This is a genomic window from Paraburkholderia sp. HP33-1 (assembly GCF_021390595.1).
Lineage (GTDB): Bacteria > Pseudomonadota > Gammaproteobacteria > Burkholderiales > Burkholderiaceae > Paraburkholderia.
On sequence record NZ_JAJEJR010000001.1, the window covers coordinates 1,786,423 to 1,802,554 of the forward strand.

General features: G+C 63.9%; 15 protein-coding genes. 6 read left to right on the forward strand and 9 right to left on the reverse strand.

Translation table 11 applies throughout. From position 1 onward, the window contains the following. The first annotated feature begins 13 nt into the window (after nt 1-13). Genes ctaD through L0U81_RS08145 form a run of 4 tightly spaced genes read left to right on the forward strand, consistent with a single transcriptional unit; the run spans nt 14 to nt 3,433 of the window. Nucleotides 14-1,771: a cytochrome c oxidase subunit I gene (gene ctaD, locus L0U81_RS08130; protein WP_233801552.1), complete on the forward strand. Its 1,758-nt coding sequence runs from the start codon at nt 14-16 to the stop codon at nt 1,769-1,771. Beyond that, the gene (locus L0U81_RS08135; RefSeq protein WP_233801554.1) at nt 1,768-2,379 is read left to right on the forward strand and encodes a cytochrome c oxidase subunit 3; all 612 of its coding nucleotides are present in this window, start codon (nt 1,768-1,770) and stop codon (nt 2,377-2,379) included. The genes ctaD and L0U81_RS08135 overlap by 4 nt, the downstream gene beginning before the upstream one ends. Next, entirely contained in the window at nt 2,376-3,083 is a 708-nt protein-coding gene (locus L0U81_RS08140) for a heme-copper oxidase subunit III family protein (RefSeq protein ID WP_233801556.1), read from the forward strand. Before L0U81_RS08135 ends, L0U81_RS08140 begins: the two co-directional genes overlap by 4 nt. 8 nt (nt 3,084-3,091) lie before the next feature. Next, nucleotides 3,092-3,433 (forward strand): cytochrome C oxidase subunit IV family protein, encoded by a 342-nt coding sequence (locus L0U81_RS08145; RefSeq protein WP_233801558.1) that lies wholly within the window; start codon nt 3,092-3,094, stop codon nt 3,431-3,433. Nucleotides 3,434-3,549: 116 nt separating this feature from the next. Here L0U81_RS08145 and L0U81_RS08150 read toward each other — a convergent pair whose 3' ends face one another. Both L0U81_RS08150 and L0U81_RS08155 read right to left on the reverse strand, forming a co-directional pair. Next, nucleotides 3,550-4,107, reverse strand: a complete 558-nt coding sequence (locus tag L0U81_RS08150) for a hypothetical protein (protein ID WP_233801560.1) — start codon at nt 4,105-4,107, stop codon at nt 3,550-3,552. 94 nt (nt 4,108-4,201) lie between these two features. Continuing rightward, nucleotides 4,202-4,345: a hypothetical protein gene (locus tag L0U81_RS08155; protein WP_233801562.1), complete on the reverse strand. Its 144-nt coding sequence runs from the start codon at nt 4,343-4,345 to the stop codon at nt 4,202-4,204. A 146-nt stretch (nt 4,346-4,491) separates the two neighbouring features. Here L0U81_RS08155 and L0U81_RS08160 point away from each other — a divergent pair, with 146 nt between their 5' ends. Beyond that, a complete protein-coding gene (locus tag L0U81_RS08160) occupies nt 4,492-5,013 on the forward strand; it encodes a hypothetical protein (RefSeq protein ID WP_233801564.1) in 522 nt (173 codons plus the stop codon). Nucleotides 5,014-5,127: 114 nt separating this feature from the next. On the opposite strand, the gene katG is transcribed toward L0U81_RS08160, so the two are convergent. The 4 genes from katG to L0U81_RS08180 form a co-directional block, all read right to left on the reverse strand. After that, the gene (gene katG, locus L0U81_RS08165) at nt 5,128-7,308 is read right to left on the reverse strand and encodes a catalase/peroxidase HPI (protein WP_233801566.1); all 2,181 of its coding nucleotides are present in this window, start codon (nt 7,306-7,308) and stop codon (nt 5,128-5,130) included. Nucleotides 7,309-7,507: 199 nt separating this feature from the next. Beyond that, nucleotides 7,508-7,999: an RES family NAD+ phosphorylase gene (locus L0U81_RS08170; protein ID WP_233801568.1), complete on the reverse strand. Its 492-nt coding sequence runs from the start codon at nt 7,997-7,999 to the stop codon at nt 7,508-7,510. Further along, nucleotides 7,996-8,484 carry a type II RES/Xre toxin-antitoxin system antitoxin gene (gene parS, locus L0U81_RS08175; protein WP_233801570.1) on the reverse strand — a complete coding sequence of 163 codons (489 nt, stop codon included), beginning with the start codon at nt 8,482-8,484 and terminating at the stop codon, nt 7,996-7,998. The genes L0U81_RS08170 and parS overlap by 4 nt, the downstream gene beginning before the upstream one ends. Before the next feature lie 95 nt (nt 8,485-8,579). After that, nucleotides 8,580-9,785 carry a succinylglutamate desuccinylase/aspartoacylase family protein gene (locus tag L0U81_RS08180; RefSeq protein WP_233801572.1) on the reverse strand — a complete coding sequence of 402 codons (1,206 nt, stop codon included), beginning with the start codon at nt 9,783-9,785 and terminating at the stop codon, nt 8,580-8,582. A 332-nt stretch (nt 9,786-10,117) separates the two neighbouring features. Here L0U81_RS08180 and L0U81_RS08185 point away from each other — a divergent pair, with 332 nt between their 5' ends. Further along, nucleotides 10,118-11,056: a helix-turn-helix domain-containing protein gene (locus tag L0U81_RS08185; protein WP_233801574.1), complete on the forward strand. Its 939-nt coding sequence runs from the start codon at nt 10,118-10,120 to the stop codon at nt 11,054-11,056. Nucleotides 11,057-11,239: 183 nt separating this feature from the next. Here L0U81_RS08185 and styD read toward each other — a convergent pair whose 3' ends face one another. The 3 genes from styD to L0U81_RS08200 are packed head-to-tail and all read right to left on the reverse strand — an operon-like array spanning nt 11,240 to nt 16,128. Beyond that, on the reverse strand, nt 11,240-12,718 hold the full coding sequence (styD, locus tag L0U81_RS08190) for a phenylacetaldehyde dehydrogenase StyD (protein ID WP_233801576.1): 1,479 nt from the start codon (nt 12,716-12,718) through the stop codon (nt 11,240-11,242). Nucleotides 12,719-12,740: 22 nt separating this feature from the next. Beyond that, the gene (locus L0U81_RS08195; RefSeq protein WP_233801578.1) at nt 12,741-13,742 is read right to left on the reverse strand and encodes a WD40/YVTN/BNR-like repeat-containing protein; all 1,002 of its coding nucleotides are present in this window, start codon (nt 13,740-13,742) and stop codon (nt 12,741-12,743) included. Between the two features lie 22 nt (nt 13,743-13,764). Continuing rightward, nucleotides 13,765-16,128 (reverse strand): efflux RND transporter permease subunit, encoded by a 2,364-nt coding sequence (locus L0U81_RS08200; RefSeq protein WP_233801580.1) that lies wholly within the window; start codon nt 16,126-16,128, stop codon nt 13,765-13,767. Nucleotides 16,129-16,132: the final 4 nt, after the last annotated feature.

The window sequence follows — 16,132 nt, forward strand, 5'->3', positions numbered from 1 at the left end:
CGGAGCAGACGCAATGCCCTACGCACACACCGACCACGGCCCGCAAAGTTTCTGGACTCGCTATGTCTGGAGCCAGGACCACAAGGTCATCGCCGTGCAGTATTCGCTGACGGCCATCGCAATTGGCCTCGTCGGCCTTGTGTTGTCGGACCTGATGCGGTTGCAGCTCGGCTTTCCGGGCAAGTTTAGTTTCATCGACGCCAACCATTACTACCAGTTCGTCACCATGCACGGGATGATCATGGTGATCTATCTGCTGACGGCGCTGTTTCTGGGCGGCTTCGGCAACTACCTGATCCCGCTGATGCTGGGCGCGCGCGACATGGTGTTCCCGTTTCTCAACATGTTGAGCTACTGGGTCTACCTGCTGGCCGTGCTGGTACTGGTGGCGAGCTTCTTCGTGCCCGGCGGGCCGACCGGCGCTGGCTGGACGCTGTATCCACCCCAGGCCATCCTGCCGGGCACGCCGGGCGTGGAATGGGGCATCGTGCTGATGCTGGTGTCGCTGGCGATCTTCATTGTCGCGGCAACGATGGGCGGCCTGAATTACGTCACCACCACGCTGCAAGCGCGCACGCGCGGCATGACGCTCATGCGCATGCCGCTCACGGTGTGGGGCATCTTCACCGCGACCATCCTGGCACTGCTGGCGTTTCCGGCGCTGTTCGTGTCGGCGGTGATGATGCTCCTCGACAGGACACTCGGCACCAGTTTCTTCATACCCGCCGTGGTGTCGATGGGGCAGACGCTCAAGCATGCCGGCGGCAGCCCGCTGCTGTTCCAGCACCTGTTCTGGTTCTTCGGGCATCCGGAGGTCTATATCGTCGCGCTGCCGGCCTTTGGCATTGCGTCCGACCTCATCAGCACGCATGCGCGCAAGAGCATCTTCGGCTACAAGATGATGGTGTGGGCCATCGTTGCCATCGGTGCGCTGAGCTTCGTGGTCTGGGCGCACCACATGTTCATCGCCGGCATGAATCCGTACTTCGGCTTCTTCTTTGCCACCACCACGCTGATCATCGCCGTCCCGACCGCCCTCAAGGTCTACAACTGGGTGCTGACGCTGTGGCGCGGCGATATCCACCTGACCGTGCCGATGCTGTTTGCCATCGGATTCATCAGCACCTTCGTCCTGGGTGGGTTGACCGGGCTCTATCTCGGCAACGTGAGCGTGGACATTCCGTTGTCGAACACGTACTTCGTGGTGGCGCACTTCCATATGGTGATGGCCGTGTCGCCGATCCTGGTGGTGTTTGGCGGCATCTACCACTGGTATCCGAAGGTGACGGGCCGCATGCTCAACGACACGCTCGGGCGCTTGCACTTCTGGGTCACTTTCCTCGGCACCTATGCGATCTACTTTCCGATGCACTATCTCGGCATCCTGGGCATGCCGCGGCGGTATTACGAGTACGAGGGCATCAGCTTCATTCCATCTTCGGCGCAGACGCTCAACACGTTCATCACCGTCATTGCGCTGATCGTTGCAACGTCGCAGTTGCTGTTCCTGTACAACCTGGCGTGGAGCCTCGTGCGCGGCAAGCGTGCCGACAGCAACCCCTGGCGGGCCACCACGCTCGAATGGCAGACGCCGCAAACGCCGCCGGTGCACGGCAACTGGGGCGCCACACCGCCCGTCGTCTACCGCTGGGCGTACGAATACAGCCCGCCGGGGCAGGAGGAAGACTTCGTCCCGCAAAACCAGCCGCCTGCGACGGCGCCTGAACCGGCCGCCCACCCGACGCTTCAACCCGGAGAGGCACGCGAATGACCACACTGCGCCGCTCCTTCGTTCCTGACGCGCCACCTGTCTTGCCGAATGCGAGCCGCATCGGCCTGATCGTCTTCATGGCGGTGGCAACGGCATTGTTTTCACTACTGCTGCTCGCCTATGGAATGCGCATGCGCGAGCCCGACTGGCAGCCGATCCCGCATCCGACGCTGCTGTGGTGGAACACCGGCGCGCTGGTGCTGGCAAGCATTGCCATGCAGCGTGCCCGGCAGATCACCGTACACCGCGCGGCGTGGCTGGTGTCCGGCGGTATGCTGGCGGCCGTGTTCGTGATCGGACAACTGGCCGTCTGGCGCATGCTGTCCGCGGCCGGGCAGACCGTCACCGTCAATCCTTCCAATAGCTTCCTCTACCTGCTCACCGGCCTGCACGGGGTGCACGTGCTGGGCGGGCTGGTAGCCTGGGCCGTGACTATCGCGATTCTCCAGCGAGCGGACCCCTTCCGGGCCCACCGCGCCATCTCGCTGTGCGCCATCTACTGGCATTTCCTGCTGGCTGTCTGGCTCGTGTTGCTGGCGGCGATGTGGTGGATCACCCCAGGGTTCGTCGCCGCCATCTGCGGGCCGCTGTATGGAGCCGCGCCATGACCACGCCCACGCTGCGCACCGAGTCCGCTGCCACCACGCCCACCGACGCCGGGCCTGACGGCTGGCGCGGCATCGTCACGGACTGGTCGGCCGACCGGGAAGCCTTCAAGGTGCCGTGGGGCAAGGCGATGATGTGGATCTTCCTGCTATCGGACACCTTCATATTCAGCAGCTTCCTGATCGGCTACATGACGGTGCGGATGTCGACCACGGTGCCGTGGCCTGACACTTCCAAAGTGTTCGGGCTCACTGTGGGCGGCGTGGATGTGCCTTTGCTGCTGATCGCCATCATGACGTTCATCCTGATCAGCAGCAGCGGCACCATGGCGATGGCCGTCAACTTTGGCTACCGGCGTAACGCAAAGCGCGCCGCCGCACTGTTGCTGGCGACCGCGCTGCTGGGCGCGAGCTTCGTGTCGATGCAGGCCTTCGAATGGACCAAGCTGATCGTCCATGAAGGTATCCGCCCCTGGGGCAACCCGGTGGGCGCGGCGCAGTTTGGCGCGTGCTTCTTCATGATCACCGGGTTCCACGGCTTTCACGTGAGTTGCGGTGTGATCTATCTGTTGCTGATCGCACGCAAGATCCTGCAGCCGGGGTTCACCGAGCACGGCAACTTCCAGATCGTGGAAATTGCCGGCTTGTACTGGCACTTCGTCGACCTGGTGTGGGTGTTCATCTTTGCGCTGTTTTATTTGTGGTGAGGCAGACCATGGAGCACACCGATTCCGCCCATCGACCCGACGCCGCGCACGGCCAGCAGCATCCGATCGGCATCTACATGAAAATCTGGGGCCTGCTGTTCGTACTGAGCACGATGTCGTACATGGTGGATTACTTTCACGTGCAGGGCCTGCTGCGCTGGGTGCTGATCGTCGTGCTGATGATCGCCAAGGCTGGGCTGATCGTGTCGATTTTCATGCACATGATGTGGGAACGGCTGGCGCTCGTGTACGCCATCCTGACTCCGCCCCTGTGCCTGCTGGTGCTGCTGGTGCTGATGGCTGCCGAAGCCCATCACACCTTCGGCATGCGGGAACTCTTCTTCCATTGACCCCTTCGCCGGGCAATGACGTGCCACATCAGCAACGAATACGAAACGGCCCGACACATGCCGGGCCGTGTTTGTTTCCTGGCTCGCTGAAAATCCCAGCGAAAAACACCTTCAAATCAGGCGTGCTTTTCACTGAAGTCGTTGAGCGGCTCAGGCTGTTTGAGCGGATCGAAGTCGGCCCACCGCCCTTGTTGCCAGTTGCCGGTCGCGCGTTCGATCGCCGCGCCTCCCGCATCGCGCAGCACCCGTGCGGCGTCCGACTGGCTGTCCGGCGACACGTGTACGGCCACCAGCACGCCGCAACCACGGGTTTCTTCGGTGCTGGCTTCACGCGTGCGCATCATCGCGCCGACCAATGAACCGACATACGCACACACCCCGGCCGCGACCAGCGACATGATGAGCGGCGCCGAAAACGCCGCGAAGATCCCGACGCCGATCACGGCGCCAACCGCTGCGCCAATCGCAATGCCCATCTCGGCACCCTTCGGCGACTCCCTCGCATTTGTGTCGTTGCTGATCGAGCCACCGGGCCGAAATCGTGCGTGCTGGCCGGGCGGATTGACGAAAAACAGCGTGACGTCCTCCTCGACGAAACCTGCATTGAAGAGCCGTTGCGCCGCGTCTTCAGCGGCGGGGAATGTCGTAAAGCGTGCTGCGACGATGAGTGACATGTGGCCTCCTTCCATCGTTGACTGCGGTTGCAGACTACGCCGCCCCACCTCACCCGCGCCGAGGCGCAGGTGGGTGCGGTGGCACGCGCCGGGACTATGCCGTGGTGCCGCGATCGGGTTCCATGCCGTCCACTCTGAACAGTCCGCTATGTAACAGTACGCCTTTGCTGCCGTTCTGGGCGATCGCTTCCGCGAAAACCGAACGGATACGATTGCGGCCGTTGTCGAAAGCGGACATGAAGGCGGATTCCATAGCCATTCAGTCCGTTAGCCATGCTACTTAGTCGGCAAAAAATATGCCGCACAGAAGCGCGCGAAAAGCGACGCGCCGTTTACTAGAATGAATTGTCCGAACCAATCGGGAGAGAAATTGTGGAACTTCACATGGATTCCCATCATTTCACACACGGCCGGCCCGACTGGCGGGCAGCCGTGCTGGCAGGCGTCATCGCGGGCGTTGTGTTCCTCGCGCTAGGGGTGATCCTGATGGCGCTGATGACGGGCGCAAGCCTGCTGGAGCCCCCACGCATGGTCGCCGCGATCATTCTGGGACGAGGCGCGTTGCAGTCGCCCCAGGCATTCTCGATTGGCATCGTACTCGCGGCCTTTGCGGTGCATTTTGCCCTTGCCATCGCATTCGCGCTTGTCCTCGGTTGGATCATGACGTCATTCAACCTTGACTCGAGCATGGGGATGGCTTCACTGGCGGGTGGAGCTTTCGCCGCAGCCGTTTACGTGATCAATTTCTACGGCATGACCCAGCTTTTTCCGTGGTTCGCGGAAGCGCGCAACGGGGCCAGCCTGTTCGTTCATATCGTCTTCGGTATCGTGGCGGCAAACCTGTACATGAGACTGGAGCGCAACACATCCCGCAGGATCACGGCGGACGCGGGCGGCCCGTCGTAGTCCGGTGCCCGCCTGGTGTCGGCCGTACCTTGAAAAACCGGAGGCGCAAGCCTCCGGTTTTGTATGAAGCGCTAAAGCGGCTGATGAAGGCCCGCTACCCAGTACAGTCGCGCATCAGGCCAGGTCGAAGCGATCGAGGTTCATCACCTTGACCCAGGCGGACACGAAGTCGTTGACGAAACGCTCCTTGCCGTCGGCGCTGCCGTACACCTCGGCCAGCGCCCGCAGGACCGAGTTCGAACCGAACACGAGGTCCACGCGGGTGCCTGTCCACTTGATCTGGCCCGTCTTGCGGTCATGACCTTCGTAGATATCACCGGCCTGCTTCCATTCGGTACCCATGTCGAGCAGGTTGACGAAGAAGTCATTGGTCAGCGCGCCCGGGGTTTTCGTTAAGACACCGTGTTTGCTGCCGCCCGCGTTGATGTTGATGGCGCGCAGGCCACCGATCAACGCGGTCATCTCCGGAGCCGTCAGGGTCAGCAGCTGGGCCTTGTCGATCAGCAATGCATCGGCTGGAACCGGCGACCTGGTCTTCTCAAAGTTGCGGAAGCCATCGGCGACGGGTTCGAGCACCGCCATCGCGACCGCATCGGTCTGCTCGGCGGTGGCGTCGACACGGCCCGGCGCGAACGGCACCGTAAGCGTGAGGCCCGCTGCCTTCGCAGCCATTTCGATGCCGACACTGCCGGCCAGGACGATCACGTCGGCGACGGACGCCTTGCCCGATGCTTTCTGGATCTCTTCGAGCTTGGCCACCGTGCCAGCGACCGGCTGGTTGGCTGCCCAGTCACTCTGCGGCGCGAGGCGAATGCGAGCGCCGTTCGCACCGCCGCGCTTGTCCGAACCGCGGAAGGTCGAGGCCGAAGCCCACGCCACCGCGACGAGCTCCGAAGCCGATAGGCCCGAAGCGGCGATCTTCGCCTTGAGATCGGCAATGTCGGTCTCGCTCGGATGGTGCGTCGCCGCAGGCAGCGGGTCTTGCCAGATCAGGTCTTCACGCGGCACTTCGGGGCCGAGGTAGCGTGCCTTCGGGCCCATGTCGCGGTGGGTCAGCTTGTACCACGCCCGTGCAAAGGCTTCGGCAAGCGCCTGCGGGTCGTCGAGGAAGCGGCGCGAGACCTTCTCGTAAGCCGGGTCGAGGCGCAGAGACAGATCGGTCGTGAGCATGGTCGGCTTGCGCTTCGGCGAATCAGGCGTCGGGCCCGGGATGACCGCTGCGGCATCCTTGGCGACCCACTGGATCGCGCCCGCCGGGCTCTTTTCCTGTACCCACTCGTACTTGAACAGGTTTTCCAGGTAGGCGTTGCTCCACTGCGCGGGCGTCTGCGTCCAGGTGACCTCGATGCCGCTGCCGATCGCGTCGCCGGCCATGCCGGACTTGTAGGTGCTGGCCCAGCCGAGGCCCTGCAATTCGAGCGGGGCCGCTTCCGGGGGCGCCCCAACGTGGGTCGCCGGACCCGCGCCGTGCGTCTTGCCGAACGAGTGACCGCCGGCGATCAGCGCCACGGTCTCTTCGTCGTTCATCGCCATGCGGGCGAAGGTCTCGCGGATGTCGACCGCCGCCGAGAGCGGGTCACCGTTGCCGTCCGGGCCTTCCGGATTGACGTAGATCAGGCCCATCTGCACGGCGGCGAGCGGGTTGTCGAGATCGCGCTTGCCCGAGTAACGGCTTTGCTTGTTGTTCGGATCGTTGCTGAGCGCGAGCCAGGTCGTTTCCCCGCCCCAGTAGACGTCGTTGTCCGGCTCCCAGGTATCTTCGCGGCCCGCGCCGAAGCCGAAGGTGCGAAAGCCCATCGTTTCGAGCGCGACGTTGCCGGTCAGGATCAGCAGGTCGGCCCACGAGATCTTCTGGCCGTACTTCTGCTTGATCGGCCACAACAGGCGGCGCGACTTGTCGATGTTGACGTTGTCGGGCCACGAGTTCAATGGGGCAAAGCGCTGCTGGCCGCGCCCTGCACCGCCACGGCCATCGACCGTGCGATAGGTGCCGGCGGCGTGCCAGGCCATGCGGATGAATTGCGGCCCGTAGTGGCCGAAGTCGGCCGGCCACCAATCCTGCGAGTCGGTCATGAGCTTGCGCAGGTCGGCTTTGAGGGCCGCATAGTCGAGTTTCTTGAATTCTTCGCGGTAGTTGAATTTCCGACCAAGCGGATCGGATTTTTCGGAATGCTGATTCAGAAGGTCAACGCGTAGCTGGTTGGGCCACCAATCCTGGTTGGTCATGGTGCCAGCAACGACGCGTGTGGCAACGGAGGCATCGCCCGAGAACGGGCACTGAGCTGCGGATGACATCGTTCTCTCCCTAGGTCACGGTTGTCCAGGGGCCGTGCCGACAACATGCCATGCATGCGGACACGACCCGCCAGGACAGCATAGTCCATTCTTATGGCGTGCTTATTGAGATATGCTATGGCGGGGATTGCCTCTGGCCCCGATGCCGGCGGTCGTCAGCAGATCGCCGGATTCGGATTCGTGCGCGGGCAAGGACAGGTCAGCCCCGCTTCATGAGCCGATGATCATATGACCACTTTTCGTGCTTGATGACTTTGAGCTTCGCGATGTCCGGATGCTCGGGATTCACCAGCACGTTGAGCTCACGGGGAACGATCACCGAAGGAACGACGGCCAGCACGCTCGCCTTCGACCGGACCCATTCCTCGCCAAGTTCGAGGCTGACCATGCCCGCGGGCAGCGCGTCCCAGCCCACGTGTTTCGCCGGGTCCACGAGAGTTCTTGTTTTGCGCCAGACGGTCGGCGGCACGGCGATTGAAATCAGGTACCGGTTCAACGGCAGGTCACCGACCTTCAGATGAACCAGCGTCTCGAGGCAGGCAAGCGCGATGGTGCCGGCCGTATAAAGCATTGGCGTTCCCGAACGGTTCCATCGACCACCGGTGATCTTCGCCCCCACACCTGACAGGTCGTCGGCCGTATAGGCCGGCGTATCGGTTCCAATGCGCCAGAGCGTCGCCCCGCCCGTCAAGCGTAGGCTCCGCTTTGCGCCATGGCGAGAAGCCGCGAAACGAGTTCCCGCCCTTCCGCGGTATCCATGAACTCAGCCGGGCGTTGACCACCCAGCGCCGGCAAGGGCTCATCGAGCCAACGTCCCAGCCAATGCGCAGCGTCGAAACCCGCGGGATCGCCCGCCTCCTCGACCATGGCCTGGACCTGGCCGATGAGCCGCGCCATCGCCACGACTCGCTCACTCTGCTCTGGCGACAGGTTTTCGCCTGCCTTCTGCTTGCGGTCGATGGTGGTCACCGACAACCCGAGCGTCTTGCCGAGCTGCTCGCGGCTTCGATCCATCTGCCTCGCGATCACCCCAAAAATCTCCGGCTTCACACCTGACTTGATGATGGCAATCCGGTAGGTCGGGTCCACCCGGAAGATGCTGGTAAAGGCATCCGGATCGACATAGGCACTGCCGCTGTAGCCCAGAAACAACCGCACTTTCACGGTGTTGTTCATACGCCCTCCATTTGAGGAATTATGATACCTCAATTGGTGGACCGGATGCTGCAGTTCCGCGTGAGCCGGCGGGTGGTTGCCCCCTATCCGGCCATTCACTCGGAGTAGTCCTCCGGATTTTCCCGTCCGGCACTCTGATACAGAATCATCACGAGAGGAATCCCGGGCTCCGCCGTCGCATCGGTACGGCGCCCTGTCACTTCGCCCGCGACCCCGCTCGTGTATTCGGCGACCACCTCGCCAAACGTATTGCGTTGGATCGCCACTTTCTGCCCCACCGCGACCTTGTCGTTCACCTTGACCAGCAGTTCGACGAAGCCGCCGTGCGTCGTGAGGATCGTGTGCGCGCTATTGCCGACGAAGATGCCCACGTCGCGCCCGGTACGTCCCATCGGGCCAGGCACGACGCCATAGCGCTTGAGCACGTTCATCGTGCCTTCGACGAACAGCGGAATCATCGTGAAATCGAGAACGCGCGCGGCGCCGATCTCCGGCGTGATCGCGGGAATCCCGACGTTGATCAACGCGTTGGCCAGCAGAGTCGGATACGCCGGGTTGTCGAAAATCTGCTCGATCGGAAATAGCTCCGCCATCGCGCGCGCCTCGGGCAATTCCATCCGCGCGAGGTTGAACGAGGTCAGGTCCATGCCGGTCGTGCCGGTGTGAAAGTCGAGCGCGTAGTCCGCGTTCGGCCGCAGCAGCCGGTTGAATAGCAGTGCCGCGTGCCGGCTCGGTGCGCTCGGACCATTCTCGTTGCCCGGCCATTCGCGATTGATGTCGATGAGGTCGATGCCTCGGCCCGAATTCGGCCAGCGGCGCTCCATCGCTTCGAGGGCGGGACGCGATACGTCGAGCACCGCCAGCACCGTGCCCGACATCCGGGCCGGATCGAGCTGGCTCACGATGCTTTGTATCGTGTGCACCGGGCTGATCTCATCGCCATGCACGCCGCTGATCAGGGCGATGCGCTTGCCCGGCTGCGCGCCGCGCACGACGATCACCGTCACGTACCAGTGCTGCCCCGTCGGCATCTGCACGCCCTGAAAATAGAACTTGTACTTCGCGCCGCGCGGCAGGTCGTTGACGTCGAGCGCGCTGATCACCTTCTTGCCGTCGATCACGTCACCGGTGTAGACCGTTCCCTGACCGGCACCCGTCGGCGCGCCTGCGGCCGGCGCATTCGCGTTCTGCGCGTACGCGGTGCCGGCCTGCGTCACGAGCGCGGACGATGCGCCGACCAGCGCCACGGCCGTCTTCATGAAGTCGCGTCGATCGACACCGTCTTTTGGTTCATTCGGCATGAGGAGGGCTCCTTAAGTTGTCCGCACGAATCGCCGGGCTTCCCTAATATCACTCCCATTTATCCAGACTAGCATTTTCTATCGATTTGTCCGATCGACCGGGCCGCCGTATGCTCGGCTCAAACCCATAGATCCAGACCGGCGACGGAGGCCCACCAGACAGCCCGAACTCCGCAAGGAGACAAGCGAACCCGGCAAGCCAGGGCCATCCCGAGCTTGCGAATACGCGGGCCTCCCTGCATTCTTCGAATCAGATTAACCGACCAGACGGTCGGTCAAAGATAACCAGGGTCGCCGCTCGACGATTGGCCCGCGAATTGTCGGTAACCAGCATGCAGCTCGAGAACCACACCTTAACCGACGCCAGCGAACACGCAGCTCTGCTTTCCGGCTGGGAACAGCAGTATTTCCAGCTCGATAGAGGGCCATTTCGCAGTCGGCTCCAGCAGGTCGGCGTGGACGGCATTCACGTTTTCTACGAATCCGTGAATCGCCGCATCGTGCAGCAGGGCAGCACCCCGAGCGACATGCTCGTGTTCGGCATCGTGCTCGACTCGAATTCGCCGGTCACTTTCGCCGACCGCTCCGTCACCAGGGATTCGATCATCTGCGCGCGCGCGAATCGCGAATTCTTCATGCATCTTCCAGGCGAAAGCGAACTCCTCGGTGTCGGCGTGAAGTTGCCGCTGCTCGAGCGGCACCCGGAGCTGGCCGCGCGGCTCGAATGCAGCATGTCCAACAAGCACCCCGTGATTCCGCTCGCCCCCGGCGCGCGCGAGCAGTTCATCGCGCTGTGGCGCTACGTGACCGACGAGGTGTTCGCGCTGAACGCGTTCGCACAGTCGGACCTCGCGCAGCGCCGGGTGACGGCGCAGATTCTCGACATGCTCCACGCACTGGTCGAGAGCGGCATCCGCGGCGAAAAAGCCGATATCACATGGATGTCCCATAGCGACGTGGTCGCGCGCGCGCACGAGATGATCCTCGCGCGCCCGCTTGAGCCCGTGACGGTGCACGAGCTGTGCGAATCGCTGCGGATCAGCCGGCGCACGGTGCAGACGAGCTTTCGTCTCGTGACCGGCAAATCTCCCGTCGAATACATGCGCGCGATTCGCCTGAACCACGTGCGCCAGTTGCTGCGCAATGCGTCGCCGCTCCAGCTGACCGTGCGCGATGCCGCGCAACGGTGGGGCTTCTTTCACTCAGGGCACTTCACGCAGGACTATCGCGAGCTGTTCGACGCGATGCCGTCGGACAAACGCGCGCGCTAAACCAACGGGTTCGACCGCGAAAAGGCGCGGGCGGGACAACGAACACTTCCGGCCCGGCCACGCTCGCGAGCATCGCTACCCGCAGACGCGCCCGGGAATTCGAATCCGTGCGGTCGCCCATCTCGCTCTCGCGCAGATCGACCGACGGCGTATTCATCGTGTGTCGCCCCTCGAATGCAAGCCTCAGTAGGCGAAGCAGACGGATTTGGTCTCGGTGTACGCGTCGATGATCGCGCGACCGTGCTCGCGTCCAACGCCGGACGACTTGAAGCCGCCGAACGGCAACGCGGGATCGACCATGTTGTGCGAATTGACCCACACCGTCCCTGCTTCCATGCGATCGACGACTCGCAGCGCCTTATCGAGCTGGTTCGTCCACACGCTCGCACCAAGGCCGTACTCGCTGGAATTCGCGGCGCTGATCGCTTCTTCCAGATCGTCGTAAGGCATCGCCACCAGCACCGGACCGAACACCTCCTCGTTGACGAGCGACAGCGGCTTGCGCGCTTCGTTGGCGACCACGGTCGGACGCACGAAATAGCCGGCGCCGTCGTGCGCCGAGCCGCCCGCGACGATTTCTCCGCCCTGCGCGCGGCCTTCGGCGATCATGCCGACGACCTTGTCGCGATGACGCGACGAGACGAGCGGACCCATCTGCGTCTTCTCGTCGAAGCCGGACCCGAGCACGAGACTGTTGGCGACCTGCGCGACGCCCTCGACGATCTGCCCGTACATCGAGCGCGGCACGTAGAGCCGCGAGCCCGCCGTACACACCTGGCCGTGATTGAAGAAGATCGCGCCCGCCGCGCCTTCGATCGCCTTGCGCGGATCGCAGTCGTCGAGCACGATCACCGGGCTCTTGCCGCCCAGCTCGAGCGACACGCGGCGGATATCGCGGCCGCATTGCGCGCCGATCAGCCGGCCCACTTCGGTCGAGCCCGTGAACGTGACCTTGTCGACGTCGGGATGGCGCACCAGCGCCGCGCCCGCCGTTTCGCCGCGACCGGTGATGACGTTGAGAACGCCCGCCGGAAAACCCGCTTCGAGCGCAAGCTCGGCGAGGCGGATCGCGGTCAGCGGCGTTTCCTCGGCGGGCTTGAGCACCACCGTGCAGCCGCAGGCGAGCGCCGGCGCGATCTTCCAGACCGCCATCAGCAACGGGAAATTCCACGGCACGATCGCGGCGACCACGCCGGCCGGCACGCGCTGCGTCGACGCGCGATACTGCACGCCCGGCGGAAAGCTCAGCGACAGATCGACCGTGCTGCCCTCGATCTTGGTCGCCCAGCCGGCCATATAGCGCAGCCACTGCGCGCTGCCGCCCACTTCGAGCATGCGCGAGAAGCCGAGCAGCTTGCCCTGGTTGAGGGTTTCGAGCGCGGCCAGTTCGTCGCCATGTTGCTCCACCAGATCGGCGAGCTTGAGCAGCAGGTGTTCGCGCGCGGCCGGCGGCATGCGGCGCCATTCGTTCGATTCGAACGCGCCCTTCGCGACGGCCACGGCGGCCGCGACGTCCTCAGCGTCGCCGTCGGGCACCTGCGCGATTTCACGCCCGCTGGCCGGGTCGTAGACGGCGAAGGTTTTGCCGCTACGCGCGGCGGTGGCACGGCCACCCACGATCATCTGGGTGTGGAGGTTCGCAAGCAATGCTTCGATATTCATGTCTGCTCCTGATTGATCTGGTTTATCGGGCGATTACGCCTTGTTTGGAAAACAGGACGGGCGAACCGCCCTTGTTCAATACCAGCGCGGTCAGCGCGTCGCGGCCCGGCAACTGCTTCGCCACGAAATCGCGCGCACCCGGCTGTTTCACCGTCACGTAGCCGTCGAGTGCCACAGCGGCCACGCCGTGTGCGTTCGCGACGAGATCGGTGATCGAATCGTTGACACCGGACTGCACCGGTTGCCACGTCGCCCCGCCGTCGCCGCTCGCGAACAGATTGCCGCGCAACCCGCCCACGTAAATCGTGCGATCCGGCGCGACCACGCCGCTCCACAACGTGCCCTTGTAGCCCGTGTGCAGCGCTTGCCAGCTCGCGCCGTCGTCGCTCGACCTGAACACGGTGCCCTGCTCGGCCGCGATATAGACGTCCTTGTCCGGGCCCGCGAAGACCGAGAAGAAGTTCAGTCCGCTCTTGCCGGCGCCCGCGCCCGCACCCGCGCCCTTGTCGACCTGCTGCGTTTTCCAGGTGGCGCCGCCGTCGTCGGTCGTGACGAGCAGCGACCACAGGCCCACGGCCCAGCCGTGGCGCTCGTCACGAAACGCGATCGAGAACAGCGGCTGGTCGACGCCGGTATCGGAGCGTTGCACGCGCCAGTTCTCACCGCCGTCGTCGGTGCGTAGCACGACGCCCCAGTGGCCCGCCGCCCAGCCGTGCCGCGCATCGGCGAACGCGACCGAGGTCAGCGTGGCATTGGCCGGCACGTCGTGCGCCTGGCGGAAATGCGCTCCGTTGTCGTCGGACAGCAGGATCACGCCGTGTTCGCCGACCGCGACGATGCGCTGGCCCGCGAGGGTCGCGCCGAGCATCATCGAGCGCTCGGCGCCATCGCGATGCTTCGCGGCGGTGAGCTCGACCTTGTTGTCGGGCGCGCCGTCGGCGAGCGCGTCGTGCGCGCAGCTGAGCGCTGCCAGCAGGGCGAACGCTGCCGCGCAGGCGATCTTCAGGCTCTTTGTCTTTTGCATGATGGGTTGTCCTCGTGGCGCACTAGTGGGTGAAGAAGCTCGAACTCCTGACCGCCGAGCGGCGCGGAAAGAGCCGGGTGAGCCAGACCGCGAGCGCGGGCAGTGCCGTCATCGCCATCACGAGATTCACGATGAACATGAACGCGAGCAGCTTGCCCATGTCCGCCTGGAACTTGAGCGCCGAGAAGCTCCATGTCGCGACGCCGACCGCGAGCGTGATCGCCGTGAAGATCGTCGCCACGCCCACTTCGAGAATCGCCTGCTCGACCGCCTTCACGATCGTCACGTCATGCGACAGATGCAGTTGCAGGCGGTTGTAGATGTAGAACGCGTAATCGACGCCGATACCGACCGCGAGCACCATGACCGGCAGCGTCGCGACCGTCAGGCCGATCTGCAACTGCTTCATGAACCAGTAGCCGATGAAAGTCGCCACGGTCAGCGGCAGACAGCAAGCGATCACCGCGCGCAAGTCGCGATACGCGAGCAGCACGAGCACGACGATCGCCGCGTACACGTAGAGCATCATCGGCAATTCGCTGCGCGCCACTTCGTCGTTGGTCGCGGCCAGCACGCCCGCGTTGCCGGCGGCAAGGCGGATCGTCACGCCGTCCAGATGGTTGTCGGCGCGGTAGGTCTTGACCGCATCGATCACACCGTTGATCGTCGAGGCCTTGTGATCGGACAGGAACAGATGCACCGCGGTCATCTGGCAGTCTTTCGTCATATAGCCGCGCACGCGGTTGATCTCCGCGCTCAGTGCCGCATAGTTGGTCGGATCGATCGGCACGACGAACATCTTCGGATTGCCTTCGTTGTAGCCCTCGTTGTAGGTGCGCAGCATCTGCGGATACGAGCTGACCGACACGACACCCGGCACGCGATTCATCGACGCGACGAAGTCGTCTTCGAAGATGCCGAGCCGCGGATCGGTGCAGTCGCCCGACTTCGGCGTTTCGAACACGACCGTGAGCCAGTCGAGGCCGACGTCGTAGCTGCTGGCGATCGCGACCGCGTCCTGATTGAAGCGCGAATCGGCGCGCAGCTCGGGCGCGCCCGGCTGCAACGTGCCGACCACGCGATCACGGCTCTCCCATACGGCGACACCGAAGATCACCGCGGTCACCGCGAGCGTGATCGCCGCATTACGCGGCTCGGCCATGCGAGCGATCAGCCTCAACCAGTGCGCGCGCCGCTCGCGCGCGGCCAGTGCGCGGTCCGCGTATTCCTTCGTGAAATGCAGGCACGAGGCGACGACCGGCAGCATCACGAGGTTCGTGACGATCTTGTAGCCGACGCCGAGCGATGCCGTGATCGCAAGCTCGCGCACCATCGGAATCGGAATCAGCAGCAGCGTGATGAACGACACCAGTGCAGTGACGAGCGCGAGCGTGCCCGGAATCAGCAGGCCGCTGAAGCTGTGGCGCGCGGCCTCCATCGGCGTGCGTCCGTGCGACAGCTCGCGCACGATGAAGTTGATCTGCTGGATGCCGTGCGACACGCCGATCGCGAACACCAGAAACGGCACCAGCACGGCGAGCGGATCGAGCCCGAAGCCGAGGATGCGCAGCGTGCCGAACTGCCAGACCAGCGAGGTCAACGAACATGCGATCGGCAGAATCGTGAAGCGCAGCGAGCGGCTGTACCAGTAGACGGCGACCGCCGTCAGCACCAGTGCGAGCGCGCAGAACACGAGCACGCCGGACGCGCCATCGGCGATGTCGCCGATCTGCTTCGCGAAGCCGATGATCTGCACCTGATAGCCGCCGTTTTCATAGGGCTTGCGCAGCTTCTCTTCGAGCAGGTGGTTGAACTCGACGTAGTCGAGCGCGTTGCCGTTCGCATCGCGCTCGTTCAGCTCGGCCGTCACCATCGCGCTCGTCTGGTCGCGCGATACGAGCACGCCGACGTAGCCGCCCGCCGAGGTCGACTGGCGAATCGCCGCGATCTTCTCCGTCGTGAGACTGTCCGGCGTGATCGTGCCGTCGATCAGCGGGTCCGCGCGAAAGCCGTCTTCGGTGATTTCGTTGACGAAAGAATTGGGCGTCCATAGCGACTGCACACCGCCGCGATCGACGTCCGGCAGATAGCCGACCGCCTGCGTGATCTGGTAGAGGCGCGTCAGGCCCTCGCGCGTCCAGATCGTTCCGTTGCGCGCCTTCAGCACGACCGTGATCCGGTTCGCGCCGAGCAGATCGTTCCGGTATTGCCGGTACGTCTTCACATATTCGTGCTGGGTTGGAATCTGTTTGTCGAATCCCGCGTCCATGCGCAACTGCAACGCGAACACGGCCATCACTACCGTAAAGACGGCGATCACGGCCAGCGTGATCGCACGATGCCCGAACAGGAATGCCTCGAGCTTGCTTACCAGACGATTCAACACATTG

Coding starts and splice junctions, on each gene's coding strand:
- L0U81_RS08135 (WP_233801554.1), top strand. CDS start 1,768: ATGACCACACTGCGCCGCTCCTTCGTTCCTGACGCGCCACCTGTCTTG.
- L0U81_RS08150 (WP_233801560.1), bottom strand. CDS start 4,107: ATGTCACTCATCGTCGCAGCACGCTTTACGACATTCCCCGCCGCTGAA.
- L0U81_RS08185 (WP_233801574.1), top strand. CDS start 10,118: ATGCAGCTCGAGAACCACACCTTAACCGACGCCAGCGAACACGCAGCT.
- katG (WP_233801566.1), bottom strand. CDS start 7,308: ATGTCATCCGCAGCTCAGTGCCCGTTCTCGGGCGATGCCTCCGTTGCC.
- L0U81_RS08180 (WP_233801572.1), bottom strand. CDS start 9,785: ATGCCGAATGAACCAAAAGACGGTGTCGATCGACGCGACTTCATGAAG.
- styD (WP_233801576.1), bottom strand. CDS start 12,718: ATGAATATCGAAGCATTGCTTGCGAACCTCCACACCCAGATGATCGTG.
- L0U81_RS08195 (WP_233801578.1), bottom strand. CDS start 13,742: ATGCAAAAGACAAAGAGCCTGAAGATCGCCTGCGCGGCAGCGTTCGCC.
- L0U81_RS08145 (WP_233801558.1), top strand. CDS start 3,092: ATGGAGCACACCGATTCCGCCCATCGACCCGACGCCGCGCACGGCCAG.
- ctaD (WP_233801552.1), top strand. CDS start 14: ATGCCCTACGCACACACCGACCACGGCCCGCAAAGTTTCTGGACTCGC.
- parS (WP_233801570.1), bottom strand. CDS start 8,484: ATGAACAACACCGTGAAAGTGCGGTTGTTTCTGGGCTACAGCGGCAGT.
- L0U81_RS08155 (WP_233801562.1), bottom strand. CDS start 4,345: ATGTCCGCTTTCGACAACGGCCGCAATCGTATCCGTTCGGTTTTCGCG.
- L0U81_RS08140 (WP_233801556.1), top strand. CDS start 2,376: ATGACCACGCCCACGCTGCGCACCGAGTCCGCTGCCACCACGCCCACC.
- L0U81_RS08160 (WP_233801564.1), top strand. CDS start 4,492: ATGGATTCCCATCATTTCACACACGGCCGGCCCGACTGGCGGGCAGCC.